Genomic DNA, 13,533 nt, shown 5'->3' on the forward strand with positions numbered 1-13,533 from the left:
AGCATCTCGGGGCCGCGGAGCCGGCAAGACGCGGCTGGCAACCGACAACCAGCCCGAGATCAACAGCTGGGGCGAGCACCTCGCCGCCAGGGCGGGCAGCCGTTCTGCTGGCAAGCCGCGGAAGTTGCTGAAAGGGGCGCGGCCAGTTCAGCTGCGGTCCTGACGAGGCGGGGACACTGGACCCTCAGTGCCCCTGATTTCCGAGTACGGACCCCCGACCTGCAGATGAGTACCGGTACTCACGCCACGTTCTCATTCGCCCTGTTATGGAAACCGGCTGATGTCGACCAAGGAGCCCTGGAATACCTGGCGCCCGCGCCTTCCTTCTTGTTAGCGTCCCTGGCAGCGTCAAGTGTCAGTAACGTGAATTGAACAGAGGGGACTGAGTGAGGCTCCATAGGTGTCTGGGCGGGCGGAAGGCGGAAGACGCCAGAAGAACCGCCGCTATCGGCCGCAAGGGTCACGAACTTGCCGTTGGAGCGGTCTCCGTCCTCTTCGCCGTGACGGGATGCTCCACACCGAGCGAGGGCAGAGACCGCAACGGAGGGCTCGCGTACGAGCCTCAGCGGGTGCGCGTTGACCGTGCTGAGATGCTGTTCGAGCGCTCTGTGAAGGAGATCAACCAGGTGGCTGGCATGCGCCCTGCGCCCACCGCGGACACGGATCCTTGGAGCATGTCGTGCGAAGGGGTGGACCATGGATACCGTCTCCGGGGCATCTGGCATCTCTCCGGGCCACCGAAGGAAGAGCTCAGGAAGGTGATGGACCGGCTGCACCAGGAACTCCCGCAGCGCGGCTGGAAGGCATACAGATTCGCTCGGGCTCATTCAATGGGTCGACAGCTGCAACTGGACGTCGAGGAGATGACCGAGCACCACACCGTGGTCATCGAGCTCATCCTGCCCTCCACGTACAAGAACCCGTCGAAGTGGGAGAAGAATAAGCCAGACAGTATCTGGGTCTACATGAATTCTCCCTGCTATATCGATCCCGACTACGACGCGCCATATGGCTGATGCGTATGTACCAGGATCATGCCCAAGCGGTACCGAGGGCGCCGTGACGGCATCAAATCCGTCGAATTTGCAAAATCGCCCAATCTGGGCACATCGGGATCCGGGATTCCCAAGACAACAGGCGCTTGGGCTCGGCACGTCCGCGATGCTCGCGACCCGTTCATACTGTACGTCTGAGAACGCTGGGCGAATCCGGAAGGGTTGAGGGCAGGGTGGACCGGGTCGGTCACTACGCCGTGGTGCGCAAGCTCGGCGAGGGCGGGATGGGCACGGTCTATCTGGCGCACTCGCGGGGCGGGCGGCCGGTCGCGATCAAGGTCGCCAGGCCCGAGCTGGCCTCCCAGCCCCTCTTCCGGGAGCGGTTCCGCGCCGAGGTCGCGGCCGCGCGTAAGGTCGGCGGCTTCCACACCGCCCCCGTCGTCGACGCCGACCCGGACGCCGAGGTGCCCTGGCTCGCCACCGCCTACATCCCCGGCCCCACCCTCTCCCGGCTCATCGCCAACCAGGGCCCGATGGGAACCCGGCAGCTGCGCCGGCTCGGCGCCGCACTCGCGGAGGCCCTCCAGGCCATCCACGGCTGCGGACTCGTCCACCGCGACCTCAAACCCGGCAACATCATCATGGCCGAGGACGGCCCGAGGGTCCTGGACTTCGGCATCGCCCGCACCCTGGAGACCGCCGGCCTCACCCTCACCGGCACCGCCTTCGGCACCCCCGGCTTCCTCGCCCCCGAACAAGCCGAAGGCCACCCGGTCGGCCCCGCCGCCGACGTCTTCGCCCTCGGCGTCGTCCTCGTCGCCGCAGCCGGCGGCAGCGCCTTCGGCGGCGGCACCCCCGTCTCCCTGATGTACCGGTCCGTACACCACCCGGCAGACCTCACCGCGGTCCCCGTACCACTGCGCGGGACCGTGGCCGCCTGCTTGGAGAAGACGCCGGAGCGCAGGCCCACCACCGCGCAACTGCTGGAGTGGTTCCCCGCGGAGGACCCCCGCGAGGCGGACCATCCGGCCACGCCCACGGGGGTGGGTGCCGCCGCGTCGGCCGCGCCGGGCGCAGCCGTGGGCGCGGGCCCTTCCGGGGCGGCCGTCGCTGCCAACACTCCCAGGGCGGTCGGGGTGGCTCTTGGCACGCCCGGGACGGCCGCTGCCGCGGGCTACGCCCCGACCGTTGCCGCCGCCGCGGTCCCGCCCCCGCCCGCGTACGCCCCGACCATCACGGCGGTCGCTCCCCAGCCGCCCGTGCCGCCGGATGGTGCCCCGACCTCCGCCGACCCGGAGTTCCTCGCCATGAACCGCAAGAACGCCGTCCTGGTCGACCGTGACGGCGTCGTGTTCACGCGCAACGGCCGCACCACGGAGTACCCCTGGCACGCCCTCGCCTACCTCGAGCACACCACGGACGACGCGCGGAAACCCAAGCTCACGGTGAGCCTGCTGCTGACCGACGACAGCGCCCGCATCTGCACGGTCACCGCGCGCAACAGGGACGAGGCGCGCGGCTGGAGCGCCCAGCTTGACGCCGTGCTCCGGCAGTTTGCCCCTGAACTCTGACCCCGGCGTCTGTTCAGCGACCAGCTGGTCGACCAGGCGACACCTGTCGGGCACCTACCACCTGGTGCTCGGGGAGCGGGCGAGGCCAGGGTCCGGACCGGATGGTGCGTCGGCCGACGGAGGCGTGCACGTCTACGAGGCCCCCCGGGCACCAGTTCCGGCTTTCGCCTAGTACTGCAACGGTGCTTGAGCTGGTTGTAGACCCCGCTGGCCGCACCCGGCGGTGGAGCAGAGGCAGCGACCTATGTCTGTCGTGATCACAGCCGGGCGGCGTGGTGACTCGCCTCAGTTCGACTCCCTGCTCGCTCGTATCCGCGGCGCCGACGGAATCCGCACCGCCCTCCGTGCCCCGGCCGCGTACAGCCGCGACCTGGCACCGCCGGCCCACCCGGCGCAGTCCCGCACAAGGCCGCCCCCGTACCACCCCACAGCCTGAGCTCGGCCGAGGTCAGGCCGTCACCGTGGCTGACCGAGCACCTGGCGGCGGCGATGCGAGCGCGACAACACCCGGCGGCCCCGACGGCCAAGAGGGTGGGGAAGGCGTCCAACCGCCTTCGAGCGTGGTGTGCTGGCCCGCCCCTGTGGCCTGGTGCTCCGTTTCTTGTTTCCTCGTCAGCAGTTTTCGTAACTCCCGTTGCGGAACCGTCCCCAGTTCGTCGAGCCAGGCACCACCGTGGAGCTCCCGTCGTTGACAAGACGGATGCGGAACTTGATGCAATGACCCTCTGCGAGGTCGTACGGCGCGCCGTCGCTCGCCTCGCTCACCACCGGCTGTTCCCGGTGGCCGTGGCGGTTGTAGAACCCGAACTTGTACACGTCGGGCTCCGGGGTCACGTCCCACACATCGACCTCGACATCCTTGCCGTCCGCCTGAGTGTCGGTGAGCCGAACCATGTCGCCGTCGGTGAAGAACTCAACGGCGCCGCCGGGGTTGTCGTCTGACGTGAAGAGGGTGTAGTGAGGGCCGTCTGCCGACGCGGGCCCCGCACCCAGAATGGTCAGCGCGACGGCGCCCGCCATGATGCCGCCGCGTCGGCTCCACTGCACGATCTTCGTACTCATGTTTTCCCTACCGTTGTAGCCAGGCGACCCCCGTCAGCCGGGGATATCGCCTGACAACCTTCCTGGTTAGCGCGGCATAGCGCTTGACCACCGCGGCTCGTCCGGCCGCGTCGACTGCATTTCATCTTGATCGGGGAGGGGGCGGATGGGAAGGCCTCAGTGATGCGGGTGAGTGAACGATTCATTCCCTGAACTGCATTGCCGGGAGGATGGGGATCAGAAGCTGGCCGATCCTCGGCCTTACCTGCACGGTGCCCTGCGAGTGCCCGACCGCCCGGTGATCCATGTCGACGTCAAGCCTGCCCAGCGGTAGACCTTGTTCAGGGACCCGCTGCGGGGCTCTGCGCCGCTGAAACCTCGGTCGCCCATTGGACGACGTGCCGAAACGCCGCGCCGTCGTCTCGTGCCTCACCTACTCACTGGCATCTGAGCATTCGCCCCGAAGCGGGCGGGGCGGGCGGCACCTAAGGGTTGTCCCGTAACTGATCTTTGGCAGCACGAGAGTGGCTGGCCGGGATCGCGTCCCAGGTTCCCTTTAGGGAGGCACTGACCTCGGCTCACCCCTGCGACCGCACGACACAACAGCGCGTAGCAGGCGCCTCTTCCCGACAACGTGCGGACCTACCGACCTGGGGAGATGAGCAGGGACCCTGTTATCGTGCGCCGATGTCAACGATCAAACAGTTCCAAGTGACCTTCGACTGCGCGGAGCCTGCGCGCCTCGCCGCCTTCTGGTGCGAGGTGCTGGGGTACGTCGTACCGACGGTCCCGGAGGGCTTTGCCACGTGGGAGGAGTACCACCGCTCGCTGCCGCCCGAGGATGAGATCTACTTCGCGTGCACTGATCCCTCGGGTGTGGGCCCGCGCTTGCTCTTCCAGCGAGTCCCCGAAGGCAAGGTCGTCAAGAACCGGGTGCATCTCGATGTGCGGGCCGGCTCCGGGCTCGTGGGTGAGGAGCGCCTGGTCACACTCGAGGCCGAATGCGCACGGCTGATGGCGCTCGGCGCGAAACACGTGCTGACGCAGCGCGCCGATGGCGTCAACGAGTCGTGCATCACGATGCAGGACATCGAGGGCAACGAGTTCTGCCTCGACTGATTCTCCTCCGAGACTGCGAGGTGGGGAGCCGTCTCCGGCCTTGGGGAACATCGGGGCAGCCGATATCGGCTGTCTCGATGTTCCCCAAGGCCGCCCGGGTCTGACGGCCAGTGGCGCACTCTGGACGCAAAATTCCGCGAGCGAGACGCCGTTATCGAGCAACTTGAGTGGTTCCGCGTGCACGCGCCCCGCTCTGTCACTCACCGGCTCATCCGGCAGACAACAACCGTAACAACCGAGGTCGAAGAAGCCTGAGTTCAGACTGGCTTCGGCTTCGGTCGGCCGAACCCCCCCCACCGCCGGCGTGCGCCCTGGCGGATGCTGCCCGAACCCGTACGTGGCAAGCCGCGAGAGGAAGGCTCAGTCCTTCAGCATCTTGTCGCGCACCGGGATCCAGTTCAGGGCGGAGCGGATGCCCTCCTCCAAGGACAGCTTCGGCGTCCACCCCAGCAGCGTCGCGGCCCGGTCACTCGTGGTGTACCCGCCGGTCACATCACCGGGCCGCGGATCGGTGTCGATCGTAGCCAAGGGCGTGCTCACCACACTGTTGAAGGCTGTGCACAGCTCCCGGACGGTGGTGCCGGAGCCGGTGCCCAAGTTGATCGCGATCGACGGCTTCGACTCCGTGAGGATGGAATCGAAGCGGTCGATCGCCGCGACGTGGGCCGCGGCGAGGTCCCAAACGTGCACGTAGTCCCGGATGCCCGTCCCGTCGCGGGTCGGGTAGTTCACGCCGGTGACCGGGAAAGACGTTCCCTCCTGGTGCGCCTGGATCAGCTTCCCCAAGGCGTGGCTGGGGCGCCTGAGCTGGAGACCGGTGCGCAGCAGAGGGTCGGAACCGACCGGGTTGAAGTAACGCAGCGACAGCACCCGCATCTTTCCGGCCGCGGCGATGCCGGCGAACATCTCCTCGCACACGGCCTTGGTCCGCGCGTCATCAGCACTGCTCGTCGGGATCTGGGCTGGTTGGGAACAGAGGTTCTCTTTGGACTTCGACTTCGCAGTCCTCGTCGCTGCGGGTGTCGGTGGCCACGAGGCGGGCCGAGAGGGGGTCCACGCCGACCGCGGTGATGCTCCAGCCCCGCTGGGCCAGGCCTGCTGAAGGTGCCGACGATGGGGGCGGGGTTCTCGCTGCCCGGCGAGCTGTCCGCGCCGGCTGTTCACTAGTGTTGCGACCGGGAAGGTTCACCGGGGCGCGGCCGGGCTAGCCTGGCCCGCATGGAGGAGTTCAACGGGGTGGAAGTCGTCGCGTTCCCGGATGCGGCGGCCTTTGAGGACTGGCTGGCAGAGCACCACACCCGCCGCGAGGGCGTGTGGGTCAAGGTTGCGAAGAAGGCGTCGGGGATCACGTCGGTCACCGATGACGAACTGGTCGACGTGGGGCTGTGCTGGGGCTGGATCTCCGGACAGCGTCGGGGCTTGGACGACCGGTATTTCCTGCAGAAGTACGGGCCACGGCGACCGAGGAGCCTGTGGTCGCGGGTGAATGTCGAGAAGGTCGCGGCGTTGGCGGCAGCGGGCCGGATGCGAGAGCCCGGCCTCGCCGAGGTCCAACGGGCCCAGGAGGACGGCCGCTGGGACCGCGCGTACGCATCGCAAGCGACAGCCGTTGTCCCGGACGACCTTGCGGCGGCGCTTGCCGCGGACCCGGCGGCGCGTGCGGCATTCGACGCGCTCGACCGGACCGCCCGTTACCTCGTGATGCTCCCGCTGCTCCAGGCCTCGACGCCGGAGACTCGGCAGACGCGGCTGGAACGGGCGGTACGGGACCTGGCGCAGGGGCGGCAGGTGGGCGAAGGGTAAGCGTCCCGGTGACACTCCGGCCAGGACGTCGGGGCGTTGCGCCAGCGCAGGTAGCGCTGCAACTCCCGCGTCTGGCCGGTGCGGTTGGGATGATTGGAGCTGGCCAGGGTGAACTGCCGCAGCGGCCCGAAGTGCGCCTTATCGGGTTCGCCCAGGACGCGTTCGTCTGAACCTGCCCGTGGGTGGGCCCGACGAACTCGTCGAGCGAGGCGGGCAGGCGCCCCTGGTACGCACACGCAGCACATCAGCAGCGGGCGGACACGACGTCGACCTGGAATCAGCCATGACGCCGATTATTCCGCCTGTCCAGCGCGATACCTCACGTCCGGATCCGTCCGGCCGCGCGTCACCGTGTGGTGCGCAGGTGTTCGCGCCGGGTGGTGGCCAGGGCAGACCAACGGCTGCGAACGGCCTGCTCGTCGTCGATCCACCGCGCTGATGGCGGCGTGCCGAGCGGCCGGTCGGCCATGTAGTGGGCGATGTCGACGTAGTACGTGTAGTCGCCGCCCTGGGTGAGGTTGCGCAGACGGCTGATGGAGCCAGTGACCTCGGTCTCGTCGGCGAGCACGGCGTGGTGGAAGCACAGGGCCAGCTCCAGCAGGACCTCGGCGGCGACGAGTCCGGCGACGCCGATCTCGGCCCGCAAGATGCGGGCGCGGTCTTCGACGTTGCGGTCGGTGCCGGCGTCCCGGATGAGGGCGGCGATCTTCGTGGTGAGGGTGGTGGCGCGCAGGTCGAGCCCGGTCAGGAGTTGCTCGGCGAGGTCGAGTTCGTCGTCGGCGCGGTCGGGGTCGGTGAAGGCGAGGGCGAGGGCGCGCTGGGCCTGGCTGGTGGCACGTTCGCCGGCGATGCCGTGCTGCTCGGCCTCGGTGCGGGCGGCTTCGTGAGCGGTGGGGAAGTCGCCGGCGATCAGTCAAGCCGCGGTCGTTGGTGCTGAACAGTGCCCGCAGATCACGTTCCATCACGCCCCCTGGTAGATGTCCAACAGTCCCTAATCATGCCCGCCGCGCGTCGGCCTTCGGGGACAGTCCTGATCGGCGACGCGGCCAGCAGCGGGCCCTCGGGCTCGTGGTGGGGCCGCGGCCCCGCACCGATAGAAGAATGGCAAATTCTCTTCCAGGTGCGCATCCGCAGGAGGTCCATTTCGTTGAGTGATCCCCTGCGGACGCGTCAGTCGTCCCACCCCTCGCTGAGGTCGGTTAGGACATGGGCCGCCTCCCCGTAGGTATCGCCGTCCGGGTCGTCGGCGAAGGCGACGAGCAGCTCGACGCCCTTCTCACGGTGTCCATCCATGCGGGCCAGGGCACTGGCGGCACCGATGCGACTGTAGCCGTCGAGCGGAATTCGAAGTCGCCTGCGCGTTGGGCCAGTAGACCAGTGGGACGCAGGAGGTTGCCCAGGAAGGCGTTCCAGAGCGGTTCCTTGACCTTGTGGGGCCGCTGGGCGTGCAGGTGCGGGACTAAAACCTCGACAGCTGGGGCGATGTTCCCGCTGATTCTTGCGTGGGCGAGGAGGTCGATCAGTTCCGGCAAGTGGTTGCGTACCCGTTGCGCGGCCTGCTCGGCGGCCTGGTTGTCTTGAGGTATCTGATGGCGGTCCTTCAAGAGGCGGATCGCACCGTCGTGGGTGCTGCGGATGTTCTTGTGGGCGTTCTGCTCGTAGATCAGCTCGACGAATGACTCGTAGGCCCCGGCACGGCCGTCGGGCAGCGGACGGGCGGGATCGGCCGCGTACAGCTGGCACAGCATGAAGGCCATCAGCGGGGTACGGGCCATGTCCTTCAGGCGGGAGCGCGCGAGCCCGGCCATGAATTCGACGGCGTGGCGGCCGGGGTCGTCCAGGGCGCGGAACCAATGCGTGGCGTAGGTGAGCAGGTCGTCTCGGGAGAAGGGCTGTAGTTCGTAGCGCGGTGCGTGTCGACCCAGAGTGCTGAGTTCTCTTGCGGGCAGCGGGCGGGTGGCTACGACGAACCTGTACAAGTCCGTCCCGGCCGAAGTCGCGCTGGCGAGCATCGTCAGAACAGCGCTGCGGGTATCGGCGTCGGGGATCTCGTCGAGGCCGTCGACCAGGACCAGCCAGGATGTTCCGGGACGTGGAGGGTGGCGGAAGAAGTCCGTGCCCAGCTCATCGAGTAGTCCGACCTGCCGCAGGTCGCCGGATACGGCATTGGCGAGAGCGGTGGGCAGTAGGTCCGTGCCGGTCAGGGCGGTCGCGTTCACCATGACCGGGATCGTCTTGCTGGTCGTGCCGCTCAGCCAGCCGTCGGCGGAGTTGGCCAGGTGGGCGCGCAGCAGCGTGGACTTGCCGCCGCCGGGTCCGCCCAGCAGTACGCACATGGCCCGGTCTTCCCCGAAGACCTCGGCGGCGGGTACCACGGGGCCAGCCTGGTTGTCCGCCGCCGGGGTACGAGCTTGCTGGCGCACGTAGACATCGGCCAGCGCAGGCAGATTCGGGGCGTCTAGGACAGAAGGGTAGGGGTGCTGGCGCGCCGCCTTCTGGGCGGTTTCCAGGTACATCTCCAGTCGGGCCGTGCCGCGGGAGTGCGCCCCGCGAAGGCGGGACAGCTCCTCCCTCTCCGAGTCGCTGATGCCTAACGCCTTAAGGATCGCCTTGAGCGTGAAAGACGACGGCGGTCCCTTCTCGGGGTTCAGCGCATTGTTGACCGTCGCCTTGCTGACCGCTTCGCCAGCGCGTTCTGTCCGCCTGACGATGTCGGCTTGGCTCAGGCCCTGACGGTCCATAGCGGCCTTGAGCCGCCTCTTCAGTTCCCTGTTGGCGCCGTTGGGCTCCGCATCGGCCACCCTGCCCCCTGACCTTGTTGTTCATCCTTGTTCACGTGAACCCGGTGAACGTCTCGTGCGGCAATTCTGTACTCGACCGGCCCGCCGGTCCCGTCTGAATCGGCACGATCGTTATGGAGGAACCGGAGATGACCATCGAACTGGTGGCGGCCAGCGGCCCCATTCTGCTGGTGGCAGTGCTTGTGCTGCGGCGCCGGCAGGCCCTTTCGAAGCCGGTGGGACTGGTTCGCGGCGTCCGCGACCTGATCACCCTGCGCATGGTGCTGCGCGATGCCGAGCCCGACCAGCGCGAGAGCCTGCTGGCGGCACACCGCAAGTGGCGATGTGAGCCGGCCGAGAAGCCCCGAGGCTGAAGTCTCAAGATCAAGCACCGGCGGGGGCAGTGAGAGCCCCGCCCGGCGCCTGGCCTATTCCTCCCCGTCGTCGTCATCGTCGAGGTCGACGGCGTCCGGGTCGCGCCAGGGCCGCAGGCCCTCACGCGGGACCGAGGCGGTGAAGAATGGAGCGGCCCAGCACGTTGAGGTTCCGGTGCCCGAGCGGCCAGAGCCGGGCCACGCCCTCGTCCCGGGTCTCGTGGCAGTTCGAGAACACCGCCTCGCGGACCTTCACCGGCAGCGGTGTCGTATCCAGCGCGACGACCTGGCCCGGGCGGTGCACCACCACACGTGCGGACGCGTCCTTGGCCGCCTCCGTTCGGCGAGTCGTACTACCCGGGCGAGGGCGACCCCGACTACAACCCGATCTGCGACTGCCCGGCCGTCCCGCGCCGGTTCTGCATGAGCTGCGCGGGCTGTCCTGCCTGCCGACCGTGCACATTGTCCCGTCTCGGATGAGCTGGTCCGGGAGCGGGGCCGTCGCCTGCGGCGACCGGATCGATTGAGACGCCGCGTCGCCGGAGATCCCAGTCGACCTGGTCCTGGTCGGACGGATGCCTCCCGCTGTCTCATCCGATCCGGTCCGTCCGCACCGTTTCGTGGACCCGCCGGGGCTTCGTCGGCTCAGGGCAGTTCGTGGTCACCAGGGGACGACGCCGTCGTCCTCGAAGAACGAACCGGTCGGGCCGCCGTCGGGCAGGGTGGCGAGCCGGAGCGCTGTGGCCGCGCCCTGTGCGGGGGTGCGGGATCCGTGGAAGCCTGTGAAGTCGGTGGCGACCAGGCCCGGGCAGGCGGCGTTGATCAGGATGTTCGTACCGGTGAACTGCCGGGCGTACTGGACGGTGAGGGCGTTGAGAAACGACTTCGACGGCGCGTAGGCCGCCATGATCGGGCCGATCTCGGTGTCGGGGTCCGCCTGCCGGGCCAGGGAGCCGACGCTGCTGGATATGTTGACGATACGTGGCGAGGCCGAGCGCCGCAGCAGTGGCAGCATCGCGTTGGTCACCCGGACGACACCCATGACGTTGGTATCCACGACCGTGCGGAGCACCTCCAGGTCGAGCACGGTCGGGTCCTGCTCCCACCCCGGGCCCATCTCGCCCGAGATGCCGGCGTTGTTGACCAGGGCGTCCAGGCGCCCGGCCAGCCGTTCGACCAGTTCCGCGGCATCGGTGACGCTCCGGTCGTCGGTCACGTCCAGCGGTACCCCGAACGCGTCCACGCCGACGGCGCGCAGCTTCCCGACGGCGGTTTCGCGTCGGGCGGCGTCGCGGGCTCCCACGCCCACGCGGTACCCGAGGCTGCCCAGCCCGGCCGCGATCTCGTACCCGATGCCCTTGTTCGCGCCGGTCACCAGCGCGATCATCGTTTCGCTCATGCTGATGATGTTGGCTCGCGGACGAGTGGCGCGGCCAACACCGATACGGTGTCCTGTCATACCTGCCAGGTATCACCGCGTATGCTGCGGCCGTGGACACCCTGGAGACCCGCGAGTTGAGGTACTTCGTGGCCGTCGCCGAGGAACTGCACTTCGGGCGCGCCGCCGAGCGCCTCGGCATGGCCCAGCCGCCGCTGTCGCGGGCGATCCAGCAGCTCGAACGGCGCCTCGGGGTCTGCCTGCTGCAGCGCAACCGCCGTGGTGTCCGCCTGACCGGTGCCGGAGAGGTGCTGTTGCACGAGGGCCGGGCGGCCCTCGACGCGACCGTCGCCGCCGCTCGCCGCACCCGGCGTGCCGGCGGTGCCGACAGCCCTGGCGGCCCCCGCGGTCGGCTGGTCCTCGCGGTGAAGGCCGCCGCGTCCCACGAACTGCTGCGGAAACTTCTCGACGCCTACGCGGCCGAGCCCGACAGTGCCGAGATCGAGGTGCTGCCGTGCGGCATCTGCGAGCAGGAAGAGCTGCTGCGCGACGGACGCGCTGATGTCGCGCTCATGTACACGCCGTGGAACTCCCTCGCCGGGTTCGACAGCGAGGCACTGACGACCGAGGGGCAGGTTGCCGTCCTGCCTGCCGGGCACCCCCTCGCCGCCCGCGAGACCTTGTCCCTGGCCGATGTCAGGGACGTCCCCGATCTGCCGCTCGCTCGCTGGCCCACCCACGGCACCTACGCACCCGGCCCGGGCCCCGAGATCCACAACCAGACGCAACTGGCCCAGTTGATCGCCCTCGGACGCACCGTGGCGGTCGTCCCCGACTCCGCCCGCTCCTGGCTGTGGGCCGAGCACACGGCCGTCCCCCTGGCCGACGCACCTTCCGTCGTGACCCACATCGTCTGGCCCGCCCGCAGCCGCTCCCTCGCCCTGGCCGGTCTGGTCCGCACGGCCGCACGGCTATGACCAGGTCCTGCCCCCATCGGTGAGCACCCGGGACGGCTCAGACACCACCGGGGTCCGCGGGACCGGAGAAGCAGACCCAGGGGACCGGATCATCTGGGACAGCGAGCGAATCGGGCCAGATCATGTGAGACAGGGACCGGACCGCCTGAGACGGGACACTGGGCAATGCGTGCCCTGTCTCATCGGATCTTGACCGGGCTGTCCTGTGACAGTTGATCTTCCTCTTTGTCACTGAATCTTGCTCAAGCTCGGCTTGTTGCCACTACGGTTTACTCGATTGGGGCGGGGTGACCGGGTGAGCACTGCGGGTGCGTTAGAGCGTGACACCGCCGGAGGCGGATTCACGCTCCGGTTCGGCGGCACTGGAGGCCACGAGCGGGTTGTTCCGTTGGGTCAGTGCCGTGGGCTGGCGTGGGAGGAGGCAGCTCCGGTACGGACGTTCCGCTGGTCGCGCGGACTCGGGCATTTCCCAGGCTGGTGGTGGGCCGCATCGACTGGACGTCATGTGGGGTTCGAGTCGTGGCTGGAACAGGACCGGCTGATCCTGTTGGACTTCGATCCGGATGTCGTGGGGATCGCTTCGCAGCCGTTCTGGCTGCACTGGCACGACGGGAAAGAGAAGCGGCGCCACGCCCCGGACTACTTCGTACGGCTCGCCGACGGCCGTGCTCGCGTGGTCGATGTCCGTGCCGAGGACCAGGTCGACGAGCGGACAGCTGAGGCGTTCGCAGCCACCGAGCGGGCCTGTTCGGCGGTCGGCTGGGAGTTCAGGCACGTCGGTGTCCCGGACCCTGCGCTGATGGCAAATCTGCGGTGGCTTGCCCGCTATCGGCATCCGCGCTGCGCCGGCAGACGTGAGATCGCAGCCCGGCTACAGGAGACCTTCGCAGCACCGACGCCGTTGCTGACGGGAGCCGAGGACGTCGGGGACCGGCTGGCGGTGTTGCCCGCGCTGTTTCATCTGATGTGGAGGCAGGAATTGGTGGCCGATCTCGCGCATGAGCGACTGGGCCCCACCACACTGGTGAGGGCCGCTGGCTCAGCGGGGGGCTCGTCGTGAACGCGGGGCGTCGGCCGCGGCGGCCTGTGGGGGTGTCGATCGGTGATCGAGTGCGAGTGGCCGGGGTTCTGCACACGGTGATCGCGGTGTCCGGCACGACCGTGCGTCTGGCGGACACGGATGGTGCGGTCACCGATATCGGCCTGATCGAGTTGTCGGCGGCCGACGATTTCGAGGTGGTACGCGCGTCGTCGCGGACACCGGTTCCGCCGGCGACGCCGTTGGAGGGGCTGCCGGAGGCAGTGGCGGCGGAGGCGTTGTGGTGGGAACAGCACATCGTGGAGGTGATGCGCGGGGTTCCGCCGCAGGCGCCTGCCGGCACGAGGCCGAAGCCGGAGTACGACCCGGCAGTGGTGTCGCTGACCCGCCGCGAGCAGGCCAAGGCAGCGGAACTGACTGCTGCGGGGCGGCCGGTGACGCCAAGCGCGATCGCCA

The 13,533-nt window shown here is 68.7% G+C and carries 14 protein-coding genes and 1 pseudogene; 8 read left to right on the plus strand and 7 right to left on the minus strand.

Annotated elements, in window-relative coordinates; all coding sequences use genetic code 11:
* The first annotated feature begins 590 nt into the window (after positions 1-590).
* Positions 591-1,016 carry a hypothetical protein gene (locus LRS74_RS32970; protein ID WP_277744454.1) on the plus strand — a complete coding sequence of 142 codons (426 nt, stop codon included), beginning with the start codon at positions 591-593 and terminating at the stop codon, positions 1,014-1,016.
* Positions 1,017-1,228: 212 nt separating this feature from the next.
* The gene (locus LRS74_RS32975) at positions 1,229-2,566 is read left to right on the plus strand and encodes a serine/threonine-protein kinase (RefSeq protein ID WP_277744455.1); all 1,338 of its coding nucleotides are present in this window, start codon (positions 1,229-1,231) and stop codon (positions 2,564-2,566) included.
* A gap of 612 nt (positions 2,567-3,178) precedes the next feature.
* On the opposite strand, the gene LRS74_RS32980 is transcribed toward LRS74_RS32975, so the two are convergent.
* Positions 3,179-3,628 (minus strand): hypothetical protein, encoded by a 450-nt coding sequence (locus LRS74_RS32980; RefSeq protein WP_277744456.1) that lies wholly within the window; start codon positions 3,626-3,628, stop codon positions 3,179-3,181.
* A gap of 666 nt (positions 3,629-4,294) precedes the next feature.
* Here LRS74_RS32980 and LRS74_RS32985 point away from each other — a divergent pair.
* Positions 4,295-4,726 carry a VOC family protein gene (locus LRS74_RS32985; protein WP_277744457.1) on the plus strand — a complete coding sequence of 144 codons (432 nt, stop codon included), beginning with the start codon at positions 4,295-4,297 and terminating at the stop codon, positions 4,724-4,726.
* A gap of 360 nt (positions 4,727-5,086) precedes the next feature.
* Here the strand turns inward: LRS74_RS32985 and LRS74_RS32990 are convergent, their stop codons facing one another.
* Positions 5,087-5,890, minus strand: a complete 804-nt coding sequence (locus tag LRS74_RS32990) for an NAD-dependent epimerase/dehydratase family protein (RefSeq protein ID WP_277744458.1) — start codon at positions 5,888-5,890, stop codon at positions 5,087-5,089.
* 54 nt (positions 5,891-5,944) lie between these two features.
* Between LRS74_RS32990 and LRS74_RS32995 the strand changes: the two genes are divergently transcribed.
* Complete coding sequence (locus tag LRS74_RS32995) at positions 5,945-6,529, plus strand: YdeI/OmpD-associated family protein (protein WP_277744459.1); 585 nt, start codon at positions 5,945-5,947, stop codon at positions 6,527-6,529.
* Positions 6,530-6,561: 32 nt separating this feature from the next.
* Here LRS74_RS32995 and LRS74_RS33000 read toward each other — a convergent pair.
* Both LRS74_RS33000 and LRS74_RS33005 read right to left on the minus strand, forming a co-directional pair.
* Positions 6,562-6,695, minus strand: a pseudogene (locus LRS74_RS33000) (IS630 family transposase); the annotation flags it as partial.
* 180 nt (positions 6,696-6,875) lie between these two features.
* Positions 6,876-7,097, minus strand: coding sequence for a hypothetical protein (locus LRS74_RS33005; RefSeq protein ID WP_277744460.1), 222 nt, complete (start codon positions 7,095-7,097; stop codon positions 6,876-6,878).
* A gap of 3 nt (positions 7,098-7,100) precedes the next feature.
* On the opposite strand from LRS74_RS33005, the gene LRS74_RS33010 reads away from it, so the two are divergent.
* Positions 7,101-7,466, plus strand: a complete 366-nt coding sequence (locus LRS74_RS33010) for a hypothetical protein (RefSeq protein ID WP_277744461.1) — start codon at positions 7,101-7,103, stop codon at positions 7,464-7,466.
* A 262-nt stretch (positions 7,467-7,728) separates the two neighbouring features.
* On the opposite strand, the gene LRS74_RS33015 is transcribed toward LRS74_RS33010, so the two are convergent.
* A complete protein-coding gene (locus LRS74_RS33015) occupies positions 7,729-9,330 on the minus strand; it encodes an NACHT domain-containing protein (protein ID WP_277744462.1) in 1,602 nt (533 codons plus the stop codon).
* Positions 9,331-9,458: 128 nt separating this feature from the next.
* Between LRS74_RS33015 and LRS74_RS33020 the strand changes: the two genes are divergently transcribed.
* Positions 9,459-9,683 carry a hypothetical protein gene (locus tag LRS74_RS33020; RefSeq protein ID WP_277744463.1) on the plus strand — a complete coding sequence of 75 codons (225 nt, stop codon included), beginning with the start codon at positions 9,459-9,461 and terminating at the stop codon, positions 9,681-9,683.
* A gap of 121 nt (positions 9,684-9,804) precedes the next feature.
* Here LRS74_RS33020 and LRS74_RS33025 read toward each other — a convergent pair whose 3' ends face one another.
* Positions 9,805-9,993 (minus strand): hypothetical protein, encoded by a 189-nt coding sequence (locus LRS74_RS33025; RefSeq protein WP_277745059.1) that lies wholly within the window; start codon positions 9,991-9,993, stop codon positions 9,805-9,807.
* A 351-nt stretch (positions 9,994-10,344) separates the two neighbouring features.
* Positions 10,345-11,082, minus strand: coding sequence for an SDR family oxidoreductase (locus tag LRS74_RS33030; RefSeq protein WP_277744464.1), 738 nt, complete (start codon positions 11,080-11,082; stop codon positions 10,345-10,347).
* 92 nt (positions 11,083-11,174) lie between these two features.
* Here LRS74_RS33030 and LRS74_RS33035 point away from each other — a divergent pair, with 92 nt between their 5' ends.
* Together LRS74_RS33035 and LRS74_RS33040 are read left to right on the plus strand one after the other, a co-directional pair.
* Positions 11,175-12,038: a LysR family transcriptional regulator gene (locus tag LRS74_RS33035; RefSeq protein ID WP_277744465.1), complete on the plus strand. Its 864-nt coding sequence runs from the start codon at positions 11,175-11,177 to the stop codon at positions 12,036-12,038.
* Between the two features lie 406 nt (positions 12,039-12,444).
* Positions 12,445-13,098: a TnsA-like heteromeric transposase endonuclease subunit gene (locus tag LRS74_RS33040; RefSeq protein WP_277744546.1), complete on the plus strand. Its 654-nt coding sequence runs from the start codon at positions 12,445-12,447 to the stop codon at positions 13,096-13,098.
* Positions 13,099-13,533: the final 435 nt, after the last annotated feature.

This window comes from Streptomyces sp. LX-29, from assembly GCF_029541745.1.
Lineage (GTDB): Bacteria > Actinomycetota > Actinomycetes > Streptomycetales > Streptomycetaceae > Streptomyces.